At 30.9% G+C, this 19621-nt stretch carries 14 protein-coding genes and 1 pseudogene; 7 read left to right on the top strand and 8 right to left on the bottom strand.

The features are described from left to right. Positions 1-20: 20 nt before the first annotated feature. Positions 21-1817, bottom strand: a complete 1797-nt coding sequence (locus L3B98_RS00435) for a sensor histidine kinase (RefSeq protein ID WP_238915135.1) — start codon at positions 1815-1817, stop codon at positions 21-23. 52 nt (positions 1818-1869) lie between these two features. Next, positions 1870-3414, bottom strand: a complete 1545-nt coding sequence (locus tag L3B98_RS00430) for a response regulator (protein ID WP_238915134.1) — start codon at positions 3412-3414, stop codon at positions 1870-1872. Positions 3415-3735: 321 nt separating this feature from the next. Between L3B98_RS00430 and L3B98_RS00425 the strand changes: the two genes are divergently transcribed. From L3B98_RS00425 to L3B98_RS00400, 6 genes are all read left to right on the top strand, one after another. Beyond that, the gene (locus L3B98_RS00425) at positions 3736-6762 is read left to right on the top strand and encodes a glycoside hydrolase family 2 TIM barrel-domain containing protein (RefSeq protein WP_238915133.1); all 3027 of its coding nucleotides are present in this window, start codon (positions 3736-3738) and stop codon (positions 6760-6762) included. Between the two features lie 612 nt (positions 6763-7374). Then, complete coding sequence (locus tag L3B98_RS00420) at positions 7375-7971, top strand: maltose acetyltransferase domain-containing protein (protein WP_238915132.1); 597 nt, start codon at positions 7375-7377, stop codon at positions 7969-7971. A gap of 153 nt (positions 7972-8124) precedes the next feature. Beyond that, a complete protein-coding gene (locus L3B98_RS00415; RefSeq protein WP_238915131.1) occupies positions 8125-8820 on the top strand; it encodes a response regulator transcription factor in 696 nt (231 codons plus the stop codon). Then, positions 8820-9857 (top strand): HAMP domain-containing sensor histidine kinase, encoded by a 1038-nt coding sequence (locus L3B98_RS00410; RefSeq protein ID WP_238915130.1) that lies wholly within the window; start codon positions 8820-8822, stop codon positions 9855-9857. The genes L3B98_RS00415 and L3B98_RS00410 overlap by 1 nt, the downstream gene beginning before the upstream one ends. A 72-nt stretch (positions 9858-9929) precedes the next feature. Beyond that, on the top strand, positions 9930-10625 hold the full coding sequence (locus L3B98_RS00405; protein ID WP_238915129.1) for an ABC transporter ATP-binding protein: 696 nt from the start codon (positions 9930-9932) through the stop codon (positions 10623-10625). After that, positions 10609-12399 (top strand): ABC transporter permease, encoded by a 1791-nt coding sequence (locus tag L3B98_RS00400; RefSeq protein ID WP_238915128.1) that lies wholly within the window; start codon positions 10609-10611, stop codon positions 12397-12399. The genes L3B98_RS00405 and L3B98_RS00400 overlap by 17 nt, the downstream gene beginning before the upstream one ends. A gap of 142 nt (positions 12400-12541) precedes the next feature. On the opposite strand, the pseudogene L3B98_RS00395 reads toward L3B98_RS00400, so the two are convergent. Both L3B98_RS00395 and L3B98_RS00390 read right to left on the bottom strand, forming a co-directional pair. Continuing rightward, positions 12542-12758: pseudogene (locus L3B98_RS00395) on the bottom strand (transposase); the annotation flags it as partial. A 126-nt stretch (positions 12759-12884) separates the two neighbouring features. Next, on the bottom strand, positions 12885-13721 hold the full coding sequence (locus L3B98_RS00390; RefSeq protein ID WP_238915127.1) for an AraC family transcriptional regulator: 837 nt from the start codon (positions 13719-13721) through the stop codon (positions 12885-12887). A 272-nt stretch (positions 13722-13993) separates the two neighbouring features. Here L3B98_RS00390 and L3B98_RS00385 point away from each other — a divergent pair, with 272 nt between their 5' ends. Then, positions 13994-16183, top strand: a complete 2190-nt coding sequence (locus L3B98_RS00385; RefSeq protein WP_238915126.1) for an alpha-galactosidase — start codon at positions 13994-13996, stop codon at positions 16181-16183. Between the two features lie 81 nt (positions 16184-16264). On the opposite strand, the gene larA is transcribed toward L3B98_RS00385, so the two are convergent. The 4 genes from larA to L3B98_RS00365 form a co-directional block, all read right to left on the bottom strand. Then, a complete protein-coding gene (gene larA, locus L3B98_RS00380; protein WP_238915125.1) occupies positions 16265-17539 on the bottom strand; it encodes a nickel-dependent lactate racemase in 1275 nt (424 codons plus the stop codon). Between the two features lie 237 nt (positions 17540-17776). Next, positions 17777-18112: a hypothetical protein gene (locus L3B98_RS00375; RefSeq protein WP_238915124.1), complete on the bottom strand. Its 336-nt coding sequence runs from the start codon at positions 18110-18112 to the stop codon at positions 17777-17779. A gap of 17 nt (positions 18113-18129) precedes the next feature. Further along, positions 18130-18519: a YtxH domain-containing protein gene (locus tag L3B98_RS00370; RefSeq protein WP_238915123.1), complete on the bottom strand. Its 390-nt coding sequence runs from the start codon at positions 18517-18519 to the stop codon at positions 18130-18132. Between the two features lie 143 nt (positions 18520-18662). Further along, a complete protein-coding gene (locus tag L3B98_RS00365) occupies positions 18663-19472 on the bottom strand; it encodes a helix-turn-helix domain-containing protein (protein WP_238915122.1) in 810 nt (269 codons plus the stop codon). Between the last annotated feature and the right edge of the window lie 149 nt (positions 19473-19621).

The following is a 19621-nucleotide window of genomic DNA, read 5'->3' as shown; positions in this document are numbered from 1 at the left end:
TGCTTTTAGTGTCTCCACTATTAATCTTCTTTAAATTCCTTTTGAGCAGGAATAGTTATTTTTACAGTAGTTCCCTCATTTAACTCACTCGTAATAATTACTCCATACTTTTCTCCATAAAGAAGTTTAATTCTATCATTAACATTGTTAATTCCAATACTAGTAAAATGCTCATGTTTTTTAGATGAATTACTAAACAAACTTTTTATATCCTTACTTGCTATCCCAACTCCGTTGTCTATAATCTCACAAATTAAAACTCCATTCTGTTCATTTATAAGCACATGTATAACTCCATTGTCCTTATCTGTAAACCCATGAAAAAATGCATTTTCAATAAATGGTTGAAATATTAATTTTGGAACAATATATTCTTCACAATTTGGCATTACAAAAAAATTCACCCTAATATTGTCTCCATAGCGAATGTGATTTATCAACACATAATTTTTCAAATTTTCTATTTCCTGCGCTATTGTTATCATTTCATTTTTATTACTAATTGTATTTTGTAATAAAGAAATAAATGCATCTATTGTTTCCGTAGATTTTTCTACTTTCCCCTGCCACATGAGCCATTTAAGTGATGAAAGTGTATTATATATAAAATGCGGATTAATCTGCATTTGCAATGCATGAATCTCTGCTTTTCGCTTTTCCTTCTGCATTTGCATTTGATTATTTACATAATTATTTAAACCATCTAACATATAATTAAATGTTGAAGATAATTCTCGAACTTCATAACTCCCTGAAATCTCAATATGATTATTAAAATTACCATCAATTATTTTAGGCATTGTTTTAACAAGGGTTGAGATTGGTGTTGTAGTTGTTCTTATTATAAAAAATGTGATAATAATAAACAATAATGCTATTATTGTGCTAGTTGCCATAATTTCTCTAGAATCATATATTTCATCTAAAACTATATTTTTATCAATAGTACCAACTATATTAAAATTATATGTAGGTAAATGCTTTGCCAATATTGCTACATCAGAATAATCTAATTTCGTGTTCACATATTTATAGTCATTATCTAAAATATTTTTTGATATATTATATAATTCTAAATTTTTAGTTCCTATTTTAGGCATATTATTAGAAGAAACGATAGTTCCATCGTCAGATATAATTGCAATATTATTGCCATTACCAACGAAGTGATCATAATATTTATTTAATGAACTTTGACTGATAAGAACATAAACAAATCCATAAGGCTCTTTTGTGAATTTATCACATAAAACCTTTATTGCTAACAATGCACTGGAATATCTAGTTGTATTCGTAAACCCATTAGCCAGATATTGATATGAAACCACATTCTTATTTGCTAATGCATTTTTTGTAATAGTACTATTTAATATTGTAGCAGGACTTAAAACAAGGCTGCCATCATTCGGGAAAAAAGTATTCCCATTAAATCCAATTACCACTACAGAAATATCATAAAAATCTTTTTGAGGTACAGTTTTGTCTACTAAATTTTTTTTCATATTATACAAAGTATTGAAATTAAGTTGGGGCCCCATTTCTTCTTCTGTTTTTGTTAAATATCTCTGGTAATCTGGAATATTATCGATTGCATTCATAATATTAATGATTTTATCATTAAGTTCATTAATGTTGTTTGTAATTTGTGTTAAAACCTTATAATTAGATTTACTGAAGGTATCAGCAAGGATGCCTTTTGAAATTTTAATTGTAATCACACTTATAGAAATAGATACTAATATAACACTTACAAGTACAATTGAAGCAACTCTAGAAAACAAACTAGTTGAGTGGATAAATTTCAATATTTTCGACATTCTTTATATTCCCTTCCTTAAGGCACATTCAGAAAATAGCAAATCCATGTGTCTAACTTAATCCTTTTATACTGTTTTTTCTAAAATTACTTGGAGTAACTCCAGTAAATTTTTTGAATACCTTACTAAAATAACTTTGATCAGAATATCCAACCATACTGCTAATATCTGAAATAGGTATATCTTTCTGTAAAAATTCACAAGCTTTCTTTATTCTTATTTTATTAAGAAATTCATTAAACCCTTCTTCATTATGTGAACTAAAGTATGATGATAAATAGTAATAATTGAAATTAAATAATTTTGATACATATGACAAAGTAAGCTGTTCATCATAATGATCATATATGTATTGTATTATCTTATTAAGCATATGAGAATTAATATTACTTTCTTGCTTATCTATAATTTTGTTAAATAAATCTAAAATTTCTTGATAAGCTTCCATAAGATCTTCCGCGTACTTGCTACTATCAATTTTATCAAAGCACTCTCGCTTTAATGAATTTGATGAAATTCCATCACTATTTAAATATTCTAAAGTAGAAATTACATTATAAAAACAATTTTGTATCAAGGTCTTTAACTCAAATTCTGTAAGAGCTTTATTGTTAACAACCTTATTTATATACTCGGTCAGCATTTCAAAAGCCTTTGGAATTTTTAATATTGAAACCAACTCAGAAAAACCCTTAAAATTAAATTTTTCTATTTCAGGTGATTTCTTTAAGCTTTTTGAAGCTAATAAATTAATATTCTTATTGTAAAAGTATTGCTGCGTTAACAACAAAAAATCAGTTTCATATATATCCTTAATATTTTCAATATTATAAAATTCTTTACTTAAAACAAAAAATGCTTCACTAAATTTAGAGGCAACTTCATTTGAAATTTTAATTAACTTATTTTCTACATCTGCATAGTTTTCACGTTTAAAGTTAATAATCATAATAACCATATCATTTTCAATATTAGTAACTTGTGTTACTTCTTCTTTAAAATCCTGTAAATCTATTTCTGATATAAGGCTGCTAAGCAATTTTTGCTTCTCCTCATAATTAGGATATACTTTTTTAGCATTAATTCCAAAGATACAAAAACATGGATTAATAAATAATTTATTCAAATGTTCAAAATCAATATCATAACCAAGAATTAGTCTATTTAATAAATTATCAATATTAACTGTACTTTTAGAAGGCAAATCCACACTTGATATTTTCTTTGCAATTTTCTTTAATGTGTCAAGGAAATCCAAAGGCTTTAATGAAGGTTTTAATACATAATCTACTGCTCCATTTTGAAATGAAGATCTCACATACTCAAAATCGCTATAGCTGCTTAATATAACAATTTGTATTTGAGGATATTTTTCTTGTACAATTTTAGTAAACTCGATACCATCTACTTGAGGCATTACTATATCTGAAATTATAATATGAGGAATATTAGTTTCAATTATTTCAAGTGCTTCCTGACAACTTGAAGCTTCTCCAATAATTTGAAAGCCTTCCTGTTCCCAATCGATCATATGTTTAATTCCTTGTCTCATAATAAATTCATCGTCAACAATTAATATTTTACAATATTCACTCAAGCTTCTACCTCCTAATGCAAATTTATTGATAAAGTTTACATAAATAATATAATTATATAATATATTTATATTCTTTTCAAATCGCAAAATATTTTACTAAACTTTTACTAAAACAAATTGACTTTTTACTTAGAAGTTTATACAATTGAATTGAAAACGATTTTGAGTCAGTTAACAGTTTTGAGTTAACAGTTTTGAGTTTTGGATGAAATCTCTAAATAGATTTCTAAATTTTATTTTGAAAAGCCCTAGGCTTTTCTTCCTTAACTCCTAACTCATACCTCCTAACTCTTAACTGCTACAAGAAGGTGAGGTATTTATATGAACAATATTAAACAACCATCTTTGGATTGGCTAGAAGATCCACAAGTTTTTAGAGTAAACAGAATAGATGCGCATTCAGATCATTGGTTTTTTGAAAAAATGGATGACTTAAAGCTAGATGATGATATGCCTCTTAAACAAAATTTAAATGGAAGCTGGAGATTTTCATATAGTGAAAATCCATCCTTAAGACTTAAAGATTTTTATAAAGAAGATTTTGACATTAGTGGCTTTGACTATATAGAAGTACCAGGACATATCCAACTTCAAGGTTATGACAAATGCCAATATATTAATACAATGTATCCATGGGAAGGCCATGATGAATTAAGACCTCCTCATATTTCAAAAACTTATAATCCTGTAGGAAGTTATGTGACATTTTTCAACATTAATGATGAACTTAAAAACAAACAAACTTTTATTTCATTCCAAGGTGTTGAAACAGCTTTTTATGTATGGGTTAATGGTGAATTTGTTGGCTACAGTGAAGATACTTTTACACCATCAGAATTTGATATTACTAGCTATTTAAAGGAAGGCGAAAACAAACTTGCTGTTGAAGTTTATAAAAGAAGTAGTGCAAGCTGGATTGAAGATCAAGACTTCTGGAGATTTTCTGGAATATTTAGAGATGTTTATTTATATGCAATACCAGAAACTCATATAAAGGATATGTTTGTTAAAACAGATTTATCAGAAGACTTCTCTAATGCCAAACTTAATGCAACATTAAAAATGATTGGAAATGAAAATGCGAAAATAAACGCATACCTTGAAGATGCTGCTGGAAATAAAATTGTTGAAACTAAGGATATTCCTTTTAACAACGAGCTAACCTTCTCCCTTGATGTTGAAAAGGTTAAGTTATGGAGTGCTGAAGAACCAAATTTATATGAACTATATATATTTGTTGAAAAATCAGATAACACTTTAGTTGAAGTTGTTAAACAAAAAGTTGGCTTTAGGCATTTTGAAATGAAAGATAAAGTTATGTATCTTAATGGAAAAAGAATAGTGTTCAAAGGTGTTAATAGACATGAATTTAGTGCAAGACGTGGTCGTTCTATCACAAAGGAAGACATGCTTTGGGATATTAAATTTATGAAGCAACATAATATTAATGCTGTTAGAACTTCTCACTACCCTAATCAAAGCTTATGGTATAGATTATGTGATGAATATGGTATTTATTTAATAGATGAAACAAATTTAGAAAGTCATGGTTCATGGCAAAAGATGGGACAATGTGAGCCATCTTGGAATGTACCAGGAAATTTACCAGAATGGCAAGCTGTTGTTTTAGATCGTGCTACTTCAATGCTTGAAAGAGATAAAAATCATCCTTCTGTAATTATTTGGTCATGTGGTAATGAATCCTATGCTAGTGAAGATATATACCAAATGTCAGAATACTTTAGAAAAACAGATCCTTCTCGTCTAGTTCATTATGAAGGAGTATTCTGGAATAGAGAATATGAAAAGATAAGTGATATGGAAAGCAGAATGTATGCAAAGGCTTTTGAAATTGAAGAGTATCTAAATAACGATCCTCAAAAACCTTATATCAGCTGTGAATATATGCATTCTATGGGTAACTCTACTGGCGGAATGATGAAATATACTGAACTTGAGGACAAGTATTTAATGTACCAAGGTGGATTTATTTGGGACTACGGCGATCAAGCTCTTTATAGAAAATTACCAAATGGTGAGGAAACTTTATCTTATGGTGGAGATTTTACTGATAGACCATCAGATTATAATTTCTCAGGAAATGGTTTAATTTATGCTAACAGAGAAGTATCACCTAAAGCTCAAGAAGTAAAATATTTATATCAAAATGTAAAACTATTCCCTGATAAAAATGGTGTTACTATTAAAAATCAAAATTTATTTATAAATGTAGATAAATTTAATTTATATTATAAAGTTGAAAAAGAAGGATCACTTTTAAAAGAAGGTATTACAAAGGTTTCTGTTGCCGCTGGTGAAGAAAAATATTTTGAACTACCATTTGGAGATCATAATTGTTCAGAAGAACTTGCATACACTGTTTCATTAGTATTGGCAGAAGATACCCTTTGGGCTGCTAAAGGTTACGAAATAGCTTTTGGGCAAAAGGTTTATGAAAGAAAAGAAATTGCTAAAACTGCTCCTACTTCTACTTTAAAATTAGTTCATGGTGATGTTAACATTGGTGTTCATGGAAAAGACTTTAAAGTAATTTTCTCAAAACAAGAAGGTGGGATTGTTTCTTTAAGATATAGCGGAAAAGAGTTCATTACAAGAACACCTAAAACTTATTATTGGAGAGCAACAACTGATAATGACAGAGGAAACAAACATGAGTTTAAATGCGCTCAATGGCTTAGTGCTTCAATTTGTCAAAAATATGTTGATTTTTCAATGGAAGAACAAGCTGATAAAGTTGTGCTTCATTACACTTATGAACTTCCAACAATACCAACTACAAAGGTTAAAGTAGATTATGAAGTTTCAGCTGATAATTCAATTAAAGTAAATGTAGCTTATAAAGGTGTAGAAGGTTTACCTATACTACCAGTGCTAGGAATGAACTTCAGACTTTTATCAGAATTTAATTCCTTCTCTTGGTATGGAATGGGACCAGATGAAAACTACATTGACCGTGCAGAAGGTGCAAAATTAGGTATTTACTCAAGTACACCACTTAAAAACTTATCTAAATACTTAGTTCCACAAGAATGTGGTAATAGAATTGATACTAGATGGGTTGCTATTAAAAATGAAAAAGGTGAAGGACTTAAATTCTCTTATGAAAAATTGCCATTTGAATTCAGTGTTTTACCTTATAACAATATGGAACTTGAAAATGCTCTTCACCAAGAAGACTTACCTCCAGTTAACTTTACAAATGTAAATATAATAGGAAAGCAAATGGGTGTTGGTGGAGATGACAGCTGGGGAGCTCCAGTATTATCTGAGTACTGTATAGATTCAAACAAAGATTTAGAATACAGTTTTGTAATTTCTAATATATAATAAATTTTCTTAATAAAGATATCCAAATCGAAAATTAAACTTATGCAACAATTACCTAAATCAGATACATTTATCTTCCACAGGACTAGTGAAATTTTCGCTGAAAGGTTCTAAGTGGAAGGTTGCACCCATTTCTGCATGTTCCTAAAGTAAATTTATGACAAGCAGAAAATGAAACAACCTTCCACTAAGAACCATCATCAGCTCAATTTCACATGCCTGCTTCCAGAAAAATGTATCTGATTTCTAGTGTAGTGTTACGATTATAATTTCTCAATGATGCATGTATATTCCATTTATAAGTTTGATTATTCATTTTGATATCTATATGGAACAAATATTAAAGCATACTTTGCTGGATTATTTGTTCCATAAATTATATATATTCGAATTAACAATTTTCAATTATTAATTAGCAATTTACTACACTCCTACTCTGCTGTTCTAAGCCTTATAATATTCTTATCAGTTGTCAATCAGTAATGAAAGATCGACAAGAAAAGTTAAAAGAACAAAATATAAAAGTCACGCATGGAAATTTCGAATAACGAAATATGAAAATCCCACATACAAAGTTCATGTAACCAAATTTATAAATTAAGGATGATTATTATGACAATAAGAGAAAAAATGAAAAATGGTATGCTATATATTGATGTAGGTGAAGGACTTGAAGCTGATCGTAGAAGATGCCAAGAATTGCTATATGACTATAATCATACGCGTCCAAGTGAAGAAATAAAAAGAAAAGAAATATTAAAAGAATTATTAGGTGATATAAAGGAGCACATTTGGATTGAACCGCCCTTTCATGCTGCATATGGTTCAAATATCCATATTGGAGATCATTTTTATGCAAACTTTAATCTTGTAATTGTTGATGATATCGATGTTTATATTGGTGAGCATGTTATGATAGCCCCTAATGTAACAATAACACCTACTGGACATCCTATTGATCCAACTCTTCGTAAGCCTGGAACTCAATTTTCTATTCCAGTAAGAATTAGCAATAATGTATGGATAGGCTCTAATGCAGTAATTTTACCAGGAGTTACAATAGGTGATAATTCAGTTATAGGTGCTGGAAGTGTCGTTACACACGATATTCCTGAAAATGTAGTTGCTGTAGGAAATCCATGTCGTGTATTGAGAGAAATCAATGAACATGATAAAAAATTCTACTATAAAGATAAATGTATTAAATAAAAATATGTGAAATGGATAGCAAAAATATTTCTATCCATTTTATTAATTTACCAAATAATTATTTATAGCCAATGTTGTAAATTTTAGTAAAAATAAATACAATAAAGTTATACGAACAATTTATGCGCAGAAAATTAAGGACGGTGAAAATAATTGAAACACATTTTCTTTGTTGAAGATAATTTGAGTTTAATTAATGGTTTATCTTTTGCAATCAAAAAGCAGGGATACGAAATAGATGTTGCCCGTACAATTCTTGAAGCAGAAGCACTATTGGCAAATAAGAAATATGATTTGGTGATTTTGGACGTGTCGCTTCCCGATGGCTGCGGCTACGATTTATGCGAAAAAATTCGTAAAACATCAAAAGTGCCAATTATATTTCTTACTGCTGCTGATGAAGAAACGGATATCATAATGGGGCTTGATATTGGTGGCGACGATTATATAACAAAGCCGTTCAAACTGGCGGTGTTTATGTCGAAAATAAATGCTTTGCTTCGCAGAAGTGACAATTTTATTCAAGCTGATACTGAATTAAATTCTAATGGCATAAATGTACAACTTCTAAAAGGAGAAGTCTATAAAAATGGAAAACAACTTGACTTAACAACAAGTGAGTATAAAGTGTTATGCCTGTTTATGGAAAATCCCCATATTGTTCTTTCTCCTGAACAAATTTTAAGCAAACTATGGGATTGCAACGAAAACTATATAGATAATAATACTATTACCGTATATATACGCAGACTTCGTACAAAAATCGAAGATAATCCGAGCGAGCCTCAAAAAATAGTGACTGTTCGACGTATGGGGTATAAATGGAATGCTGTTGATGGGGGTGTATGATGAAAATACTGGTAAACAGGAAAATCAAAAAACTTTTTTGTTTGGTATTGCTTCTTATAGTAGCCTTTACCTTGATTTCTGCTACCTTAATAGGTTTGAACTTTAAAAATGTAGCGCTATATATACTGGTATGTTCCTTGTGCATGAGTATCTTCATATTAGTAATAGTCTATATGTATTTCAGGGAACAAAATATAATCATGGAGAATGCGGTAACGCAAATCAAAGAATATATTTCTGGAAATCAAAGTGCACGTATTGAATGTAATGATGAAGGAGAGATATACAGATTATTTCATGAAGTAAATTCCATAGTTTCCATTTTAAATGCCCACGCTGAAAATGAGGGAAAAACAAAAAAATTTTTGAAAGATACCATTTCTGATATTTCTCACCAGTTAAAAACTCCGCTTGCTGCTCTTAATATATATAATGGAATTATGCAAGAAGAAGCCAAGAGTTTACCGACAATCAAAGAATTTACTTCTCTTTCAGAGCAGGAGCTTGACAGAATAGAAACACTGGTGCAAAACCTCTTGAAAATCACCAAACTCGACGCCGGAACAATCGTGATCAAAAAAAATAAAGAAAATGTATCTGAAATGATGGGCAGTATAGAAAGGCACTTTTCATTTCGTGCCAAGCAGGAGGAAAAGGAACTATATCTATCCGGGGATGATGACGTTACTTTATTATGTGACTGTACTTGGCTGATTGAAGCAATCAGCAATATTGTTAAAAACGCTTTTGACCATACGCAAAAAGGAAATGCTATTTATATTGAATGGAGACAATTCACATCTATTATTCAAGTCATCATAAAAGACAACGGAAGCGGTATTCACCCAGAGGACTTACATCATATTTTCAAAAGATTTTATCGCAGTCGTTTTTCTAAAGACACACAAGGTATCGGACTTGGATTACCCCTTGCAAAAGCTATTGTTGAAACACACAATGGAACAATCGAGGTTGATAGCGAATTGGGTATTGGCACTACTTTTACAATTAATTTTTTAATTCCTACAAAATTGTAGGATAAGTGTCATATAAAAGTAAGATTGATATGATAATATTTCAATATCAAGATAGAAAGAGGTGGATAACCTATGAATTTATTGGAAGTTAAATCAATTTCTAAAACCTATGGTAACGGTGAAGCTACCGTACATGCATTAAAAGATATCAGCTTTTCCGTTCCGAAAGGCGAATTTGTCGCAATAGTCGGAGAATCTGGCTCTGGAAAGAGTACACTTCTTAATCTAGTAGGTGCACTTGATATGCCAACTTCCGGCAAGGTATTTATTGACGGTAAAGATATTTTTTCCATGAAAGATAGTAACTTAACAATCTTTCGTCGCAGAAATATTGGATTTATTTTTCAGAGTTTTAATCTAATTCCAGAATTGAATGTTGAGCAAAACATCATATTTCCCGTACTTCTTGATTATCAAAAGCCTGATAAAAAGTATCTTGAAGAACTACTTACGGTGCTTAATTTGAAAGAACGCCGTCACCATTTACCTAGTCAATTATCAGGTGGACAGCAACAGCGTGTAGCAATAGGACGTGCGCTAATTACGCGGCCATCGCTTATCCTTGCCGATGAGCCAACGGGTAATCTGGATACGCAAAACAGCAGTGAAGTGATTACTTTGCTAAAAGAAGCTGCAAGAAAGTACCAGCAGACTATTATTATGATTACCCATAGCCGAAGTATCGCACAGGCTGCAGATCGGATACTACAAGTGTCTGATGGCATACTGACCGATTTAGGAGGTGCCGCGAATGAAAAGCTATCTTAGTCTAATTCCGATTTCTGCAAAAGTACACAGAAGACAAAACCACATGACGCTTCTGTGTATTATATTTGCCGTATTTTTGGTAACTGCTGTTTTTAGTATGGCAGATATGGGTGTTAGAATGGAGACATCAAGATTACTGGATAAGCAGCAAGACCTTAGTGTAAGATCGATGCAAACTCTATATTCTACAGCAGCTGTACTATTTGTGCTTATAATGATTGCAGGGATACTGATGATTTCAAGCAGTATAAACAGTAATGTTGCCCAAAGGACAAAGTTTTTTGGAATGATGCGCTGCATTGGAATGAGCAGACAACAGATTATCCGTTTTGTCAAACTGGAAGCCCTCAATTGGTGCAAAACTGCGGTTCCAATAGGTGTGATACTTGGGATTGTAGTCACATGGGGATTATGTGCTGGGCTACGGTTTCTTGTGGCGGTAGAGTTCTCTAATATACCCCTTTGGAAAGTCAGTCCAATTGGCATTATCAGCGGAATAATTGTTGGAGTTGTTACAGTACTCATTGCCGCCAGGTCTCCGGCAAAACGAGCTGCAAAGGTATCGCCTGTAATGGCAGTATCAGGAAATTTAGAAAACACAAAGAATGCAACCCATGGGTTGAATACCCATTTTTTAAAAATTGAAACTGTCCTCGGTATTCATCATGCAGTATCTAGAAAGAAAAACTTAATACTTATGACAAGCTCATTTGCTCTTAGCATTATTCTGTTTTTGAGCTTTTCAGTCTTAATAGAGTTTATCGGCTATATTATGCCTCAATTTTCAGATACTCCTGATATCAGCATTTCTAGTAATAACAGTTCAAATTCCATAGATAGTGTACTGCTTGATAAAATAATTGGTATGTCAGGTGTAAAACATGTTTTTGGCCGAAGGAGCTACTTTGATATTCCGGCAGAAGTAAATTCTCAAACAAACACAATCGATATGATTTCCTATGATGATTATGATTTGGACTGTCTTACAAAAGATAAGCAACTTAGAAAAGGCAGCGATATTTCAAAAGTTTATGGAGACAGTAATTACGTACTTACAATCTGGGACAAGGACAATCCTTTAGCAATAGGAGATAAAGTACAAGTAGGCAATAAGGAAGTAGAAATCGCAGGGCTATTAAAATGTAACCCATTTAGTGATAACGGTGCTCCAAATGGAAAAATAACACTCATTACTTCTGGGAAAACTTTTACTCGCCTTACCGGCGTAACTGACTATTCACTTATTCTTATACAGACGACAAAAGATGCAACTGACAGAAATGTTGAAGCCCTCCATAATGTCGTAGGTGAAAAGTACAAGTTTAGCGATAACCGAGACCTACGGACTATGCAATCCAGCACATATATGGCATTTACGTTTTTTGTATATGGATTTTTGACAATTATAACTTTAGTTTCTGTATTAAATATTATGAACAGTATTTCTATGAGCGTATCCGCAAAAATAAAGCAATATGGAGTCATGCGCGCAGTCGGTATGAATGAACATCAGATTACCAAAATGATAGCCGCTGAAGCGTTTATCTATTCTATATCAGGTTGTATTGTGGGAGTTGTAGTTGGTCTGTTCATTAACAAGTTACTATACGACAAGCTTATTACTGCTTATTTTAACTACGCTACTTGGAGTATTCCTATTATGCATATAATTATTGTGCTTTTGGTTGTTGCAATTACGACTATTGCTGCAATCTATGCTCCATCAAAACGTATTCAAAATATGGTGGTAACTGATACAATTAATGAAGTATAAGAGTGTTATTTATAGAAGTCAGGACCACCCGTAAAATGGGTGGCTTGCTCTGCGCCTATAAGCATTTGTTACTGGCTGTGTTGCCTGCACATTGAACATTTTACCAACCGCATATCTTTACTGGCTGCACCTAAAAAGTGCTTTATTTCTTGTCTTTATTTACTGGCTCACTTGTAAAGGGGGCAATATATTCCTTCAAGCTCATTTGTTCATATGCTATATCTTCTTATTTCTTCCTACGGTATCAACATAGTATCCCCTACGCCAAAATTGTCTATTGCTATACTTGCATTTCAAATTTGCATGTCTTCAAAAATTATCAGCGAACTCTTACATTTGAGATGTTACACAAATACTGAATTTAGGTAGTATTCTAAATACAATCATCTTCATGAAGTTTACACAGATTATTTTACACTCTCCCAAACACTAAAATCACCTATTAACTTGTTATTATTTCATGTTCCTTATTCGAGTTATTGATATCAAAATAGTACTTTTTCCCTATATTTTTTAGGAGATATCCCCTTCTCTTTCTTGAATATTTTAGAAAAGCCAAGGGTATCATCGTACCCTACTGATCGTGAAATATCCCCTATGGTTAAGCCTTGATTGTTCATAAGTTCACAGGCCTTATTTATTCTATATTTTATTATATATTGCTGAGGAGTTACTCCTATATTTTCCCTAAAAAAGGTACTGAAATAGTTTTTATTCAGGCCTACACTTTTAGCCATTTCAGATATACTTATCTTACTAGAATAATTTATCTCAACAAACTGAAGGCTCTTTTTTATGTACATTTCTTTATAATTACTGCTTATAATAACATTTTTTCCTGCTTCCTCAATAAGCTCCGATAAAAACATTATTAGCAATCCCTGCAATCTTAATTCTCTTCCATATTTTAATTCTGTAGACTTCCTCATATTTTCAAAACATTCCTGTACAAAAGCTACTTCTGTACATTCAAAAATAGGATTTTCTTGATCAAGATTTGCTAATTTTAAATATTTTTCAGCTTTTATACCTTTAAATCCAACCCAAGTATATATCCAAGGTTCTTCCTTATCAGCTTCATAATAAGTAACAATGTTAGGACAAATTAAGAATCCTTGATTTTTCTTTATCCTATATGACTTTCCACCTACATAAAATATCCCACTGCCTTCAAGTACAAAATGTATTAAATAGTGATCTCTAATTGCTGGTCCATAAGAATGTGATTTCTTACATTTTTCCATGCCACATTGATATACAGTAATATCAAATCCATCATCATTTATCGTCGAAAAATATTCCATATTAATATCTTCATTCATTTTCAATACCTCATTTATTAAAATGCATATAATTAATTTCTTAGATTATACCATAATAATCTTATTTTATTCCATTTCATTTTTTATCGATATCTTTATACTTTAATATATAGTTTCAGTTATCAATGATCAAATATCAATTGATCACAAAGCATAATATTCTGAAGCATCTTCAAATACATTAGGTATCTTTAAATATAGTATAAATTAGAGCTTCTATATGTAATTATTAAATCTTTTTAAAACTTTTTAATTGAATTGGAGGAATTAATTTGAGTATTAAATTTGATAACAACACAAAAGCCTTTCACTTAACAGCTAAAAATACTAGCTATATAATAAAAATCACTGACGAGGGTTACCTTTCACATGTTTACTTTGGAAGAAAACTAAGAACTTTTAATTCTGATAATTTATTACCAATTAGAGAAAGATGTTCTTTTTCACCAAATCCTAATCCCAATAACAAACTTCTTTCCCTTGATGCACTTCCACAAGAATATCCTTCTTATGGAACTAGTGATTTTCGTGTACCTGCATATTCAATTCAACTTGAAAATGGTACTACTATAACTGATCTCAGATACGAATCGCATAAAATAATTAATGGAAAAGTAAAATTAGAGGGTCTTCCAGCAACTTATGTTGAAAGCGATGATGAAGCTCAAACCTTAGAAATATCTTTATCCGATTCATTAATTGGTTTAAAAGTAATTTTATCCTATACAGCTTATGAAGATTTTGATGTTATAACAAGAAATGCAAAATTTTTAAATTTTGGTAAAGAAGATTTAAAGCTGCAACGAGCTTTAAGTATGAGTATAGATTTTAATAGTTCTAATTATGATTTTCTACACCTTCATGGTGCATGGGCAAGAGAAAGGCATATAGAAAGAACTCCACTTTTAGTTGGTACTCAATCTATAGAAAGCAGACGTGGTTCAAGTAGTCATAATCAAAATCCTTTCATTGCATTACTCAGCAAAGATGCTACTGAAGAACATGGTGAGGTATATGGCTTTAGCTTAGTATATAGTGGAAGTTTCCTTGCTCAAGCAGAAGTTGACCAATTCAAAACTACCCGTATATCAATGGGGATAAATCCTTTTGATTTTTCTTGGTTACTTAAACCAAATGAAAACTTCCAAACTCCTGAAGTAGTAATGGTTTATTCTTCAAAAGGTATTGGTGAAATGTCTAGAACTTATCATAGACTATATAGAAAAAGACTATGTAGAGGTGTTTATAGAGACAAAGCAAGACCAATTCTTGTAAATAACTGGGAAGCAACTTATTTTGATTTTAATGCTGAAAAAATCGAAAACATTGGCAAAGCTGCAAAAGAACTTGGAATTGAACTTTTTGTTCTTGACGATGGCTGGTTTGGAAAAAGAAATGGTGATGAATCTTCTCTTGGAGATTGGGTGGTTGATAAAAATAAACTTCCTAATGGTTTAGAGGATTTAGCTAATCGCATAAATAATTTAGACTTACAATTTGGTTTATGGTTTGAACCTGAAATGGTCTCACCAGACAGTGATTTATATAGAGCACATCCTGATTGGTGCTTACATGTGCCAGGGAGATATCGCACTCAAGGAAGAAATCAGCTAGTATTAGATCTTTCTAGAGAAGATGTATGTGACTACATTATATATTCTTTATCTAAAATTTTAAATTCTGTTAATATCAGCTATATTAAATGGGATATGAACAGAAATATGACTGAAATAGCTTCTGCTCTTCTTCCACCAGAAAGACAAAGAGAAACATCTCATAGATATATGTTAGGCTTATATAAAATATACGAAAAACTTACAACCGCTTTTCCAAATATATTATTTGAGGGCTGCTCTGGAGGCGGAGGAAGATTTGATGCCGGTATACTCTACTATATGCCTCAAATTTGGACTAGTGATGATACTGATGCTGTTGAGAGATTGAAGATTCAATATGGAACAAGCATAGTTTACCCAATAAGCACTATGGGTTCTCATGTATCTGCAGTACCAAATCATCAAGTTCATAGAAATACTTCTCTTAAAATGAGAGGGGATGTTGCAATGCTTGGTAACTTTGGATATGAACTTGATCTTACAAACTTTAATGATGAAGAAATAGAAACTGTAAAAAAGCAAGTTGAAACTTATAAAGAATTACGTGAACTTATTCAATTTGGAGATATGCATAGACTTCTTAATCCATTTGAAAGCAATGAAGCTTCTTTTATAGTTGTCTCAGAAGATAAAACTGAAGCTTTCGTGAGTTTTTTTAGTGTTCTTGCCATACCAAATGACCCAATAAGAAGACTATATTTAAGAGGCTTGGACCCTGAAAAGAATTATTCAGTTGAAGGCTTCCAAGAAATATTTGGTGGTGATGAACTTATGTATGGAGGACTAACTATACCTGATTTACAGGGAGATTATCAAAGTATTACTTGGAGAATAAAATCAGTTTAATCCTCTATTTTAATTTTAAATTTAGCAACTAAAATGGGATTGTCACGCTAATGACAATCCCATTTTTTAATGTTAAATCAATTATTTAACTACTACAGAAACTCCATCAGGAATAACTACAACTTTTGCAGTTTCCCCCTTTAATTCATAAGCTTTTTTTAAAGCTTCTTCAAAAGTATATGCATGGTCCATATGCATATTTCTAATTATTTCAGGGTCACACATATCAGTTACCATGATAACTTTATTTTTGCTTAATATTCTTGCTAAAATCTGAAATTCCCATTGATCTGGTTCTGTTTTGTCTTTTGAAACTTGGAGTACTTTATCGAGTACTGCCGCTGGACTTTCAGCTTCTGCCATGTTTCTGTAGAAGGATTCTCCTCCATGTCCATCATTGCAGGCTGATACCATTATTATTACTGATCCCTCTTTGCAACAAGCTTCAGCAGCTGTCATTCCTTTAACTGATTGATAAATATTTTGATCAAGAGGATATCCGCCATTAGAGCTAATTACTATATCTCCTTTAACGCTATCTATACTTGAAAGTTCTGAAACAAATTTACACCCTTCTTCATGTGCAAGCTTACTATGTCCACTAACTGCATGTATAATCTTTTTATCCTTGTCTATAACAACATTTAATATGAATGCTAGCTTAGCTTTTTCAGCTGCAAAAACCATATCCTCATGTATAGGATTTTTACCCAATTTTCCTGTTCTTGCATTACTGCTTCCTATAAATTCTGAATTATGATTCCACATTATAGTTTTGGCACTTGCAATTCCAGGAAGAACACTTTTTCTGCCTCCAGAAAATCCCGCAAAAAAATGTGGTTCTATAAACCCTTCAGATATTAGCAACTCAGTATCAGCCGCCAACTTATTTATCCATAATTCACCACCAGATGGAAGAATACCTGCTAAAACTTGATCCTCTTGTCTTTGCGAATAATGATTAATTATCTGTTCATTCTTCACTATTTCTTCTCCAAATTTATCAATCATTTCTTCTCTAGTTGTTGGTCTATGAAACCCTGTTGCTATAAGAATCTTTATATCTATATCTGGATTTACCTTTCTAATTCTTCTAAGAAGTATTGGTAACGTTATCTTACTTGGCACAGGTCTTGTATGGTCACTTGTTATAATAACCATGTTCCCTTTTCCTCTTACTAATTCTTCTAAACTCTTACTTTCAATAGGATTATCCAAGGCTTTTTCAACAATTTCTTCTTGAGTTAATTCTGATTTGTAATTATGTGCTTTAGATTCAAGCACAGCCTCAAGATTCTTATCAGAAATACTTGCTTCTAGAAATCTTTTATTATAGGGTATTTTTATTGTTGCCATAATATCTTCTCCTTTTTAATACTTACAATTTGGTCAGACCAATTTCATTAAGATAATATTATCACAATTATCTTAAGATTTCCATAATAGTTATTTTATTCACAATTTACTCGAGATAAATTTACGCTATCAACTAAACTCTATTTAAAGTTAAGTGTATAAAAAAAATAACAAGCCTATCTGCTGCTACACTCTAGACTTGTTATTTTCATCAATATGCTTAATTTATGTAAACTATTATTTAATCCATACACTTTTTACAATTTTCAAAATATCTTTAATTGTTTCAAGATAATTAGATATATCTTCTTTTGTATCAATAGCTGTAGAAGTGGCTTCAATGATTACATCACTTGTTGTCTTTAAATTTTCACTTACTTCAACTGCATTATTTGCTATAACCGGCATAGATTTTGCCGCCTCTGAAATCTTTCCAGAATTTTCATTCCAAAATACAGATATTTGTTTTAGTAATGAATTTAATTTGCTCAAGCAAAGTATTAAATAAACAAGAGTAACTACTGCTAATATCATCAAAATACCATAACATAAAGTTGAAACCTCAATATACATATAACCCACCACTATTTCTATTCTACTATTTTTTCTTCAACTACTTCTGTTTCTATAGCTTTATCTTCTAATTCTTCATTTTCCTCAGATAAAATATCGTTCTTTTCTTTTTTTGCTGCTAGGTAGCTATTAATTTTATTTCTTGTTTCATTTACACCACTAGATAGCTTTTCTTTTGTAGCTTCTATATCTTTTTTTAGATTTTCGTTAGCGTCATTCGCTGTTTTAGCTATATCTTCTCTAAGCTCCTTACCAGACTTAGGAGCCATCATCAAACCTCCAATAACACCACTTATTGCAGTTACTGCTAGTGATGCAGTGATTCCAATTATCTTTTTTGTTCTTTGTTCTTTTTGTTTTCTAAGCTTTTCTTTTTTTATTTCACATATCATATTTTTTAACAACATATCCTATACCTCCCATAATAATATTTAATTTCATTTATTATACAGGACTTTATATTAAAAGTCTTGTAAAAATCAGACAAGTTATGCAAATAAAATGTTAAGTTCAAACTTCCATACATTTAATTATTATTACTTAGCATGGTTTATATAAATACAGTTGGCGATACACCACAAAAAAATTTAAATTCTTTTGCTAAATGCGATTGATCATAATATCCATTCTCTAGTGCAACACGTTTCAAATCTAAGTTAGCATTATTTTTTATGAAATAAAGTGTATTTTGCAATCTAACTATTCTACAAAATAATTTTAGATTCAGACCAATTGAGCTGTCAGATATTCTGCCCAAGTTCCTAGAACTATAATTAATTGCTTTTGCTAATTCCTCTATGGATACTTGTCCCTTCTTATCATAAATGTATTTTGTTGCACTTCCTATTATAGTTTCATTTTTACATGCTGTTGAATTTGCTAAAAACTCTATACTATAATCATTTATAGATGAAATTAACATGTTTTCATTAATTTCTTGATAACCTTTAGGTATATGCTTATAAAAGTCATTAATTACATCCTTCAGCAAAAGTTGTTTATTAACAATCGATTTCATTGGAACATTTGTTAAACTAGTAAATTTACCTGGTAATATTCTTATTCCTAATAAATTTACGTTACCAGTCACTTCATAATTAGCACAACTTGTAATTGGTCCAATTATGGATATGCTTTTTTCTATTTCATCTTGATTTAAGTCTATTACAATATTTATACATCCATCAGGAATCATGGGCATGGTATAACTACCATTTACACTGTTTTTCGAAAAAAATCTGTAATAACAGGCTATAGTATCACCCATTTCTACACTTGGACTTATTTCCTCATAATTTAAATTGTTTGAAATAAATTTAGAATTAATTATTGGCATTTGAATTGATATAAATTTACTCATAAAACTCTCCATAAATGCATCTTTAATCTCGAATATTAATTTACTATTCACAAAACAACATTAAACCTACTTCTATTATATATTAGCTGAACAATAATAAAAAGCTAGGTCTATTAATTTATTTATAGACCTAGCACATCTCATAATAT

The sequence above is a fragment of the Clostridium sp. YIM B02555 genome (assembly GCF_022320955.1).
Taxonomy (GTDB): Bacteria; Bacillota; Clostridia; order Clostridiales; family Clostridiaceae; genus Clostridium; species Clostridium saccharoperbutylacetonicum.
The sequence above is the reverse complement of the archived record's forward strand: the minus strand, read 5'-3'. Positions and strand labels throughout refer to the sequence as shown.

Bases quoted from the DNA above. Each gene is read 5' to 3' on its own strand.
- L3B98_RS00435 (WP_238915135.1), bottom strand. From the start codon at position 1,817: ATGTCGAAAATATTGAAATTTATCCACTCAACTAGTTTGTTTTCTAGA.
- L3B98_RS00425 (WP_238915133.1), top strand. From the start codon at position 3,736: ATGAACAATATTAAACAACCATCTTTGGATTGGCTAGAAGATCCACAA.
- L3B98_RS00420 (WP_238915132.1), top strand. From the start codon at position 7,375: ATGACAATAAGAGAAAAAATGAAAAATGGTATGCTATATATTGATGTA.
- L3B98_RS00410 (WP_238915130.1), top strand. From the start codon at position 8,820: ATGAAAATACTGGTAAACAGGAAAATCAAAAAACTTTTTTGTTTGGTA.
- L3B98_RS00405 (WP_238915129.1), top strand. From the start codon at position 9,930: ATGAATTTATTGGAAGTTAAATCAATTTCTAAAACCTATGGTAACGGT.
- L3B98_RS00400 (WP_238915128.1), top strand. From the start codon at position 10,609: ATGAAAAGCTATCTTAGTCTAATTCCGATTTCTGCAAAAGTACACAGA.
- L3B98_RS00390 (WP_238915127.1), bottom strand. From the start codon at position 13,721: ATGAATGAAGATATTAATATGGAATATTTTTCGACGATAAATGATGAT.
- larA (WP_238915125.1), bottom strand. From the start codon at position 17,539: ATGGCAACAATAAAAATACCCTATAATAAAAGATTTCTAGAAGCAAGT.
- L3B98_RS00375 (WP_238915124.1), bottom strand. From the start codon at position 18,112: ATGTATATTGAGGTTTCAACTTTATGTTATGGTATTTTGATGATATTA.
- L3B98_RS00370 (WP_238915123.1), bottom strand. From the start codon at position 18,519: ATGTTGTTAAAAAATATGATATGTGAAATAAAAAAAGAAAAGCTTAGA.
- L3B98_RS00365 (WP_238915122.1), bottom strand. From the start codon at position 19,472: ATGAGTAAATTTATATCAATTCAAATGCCAATAATTAATTCTAAATTT.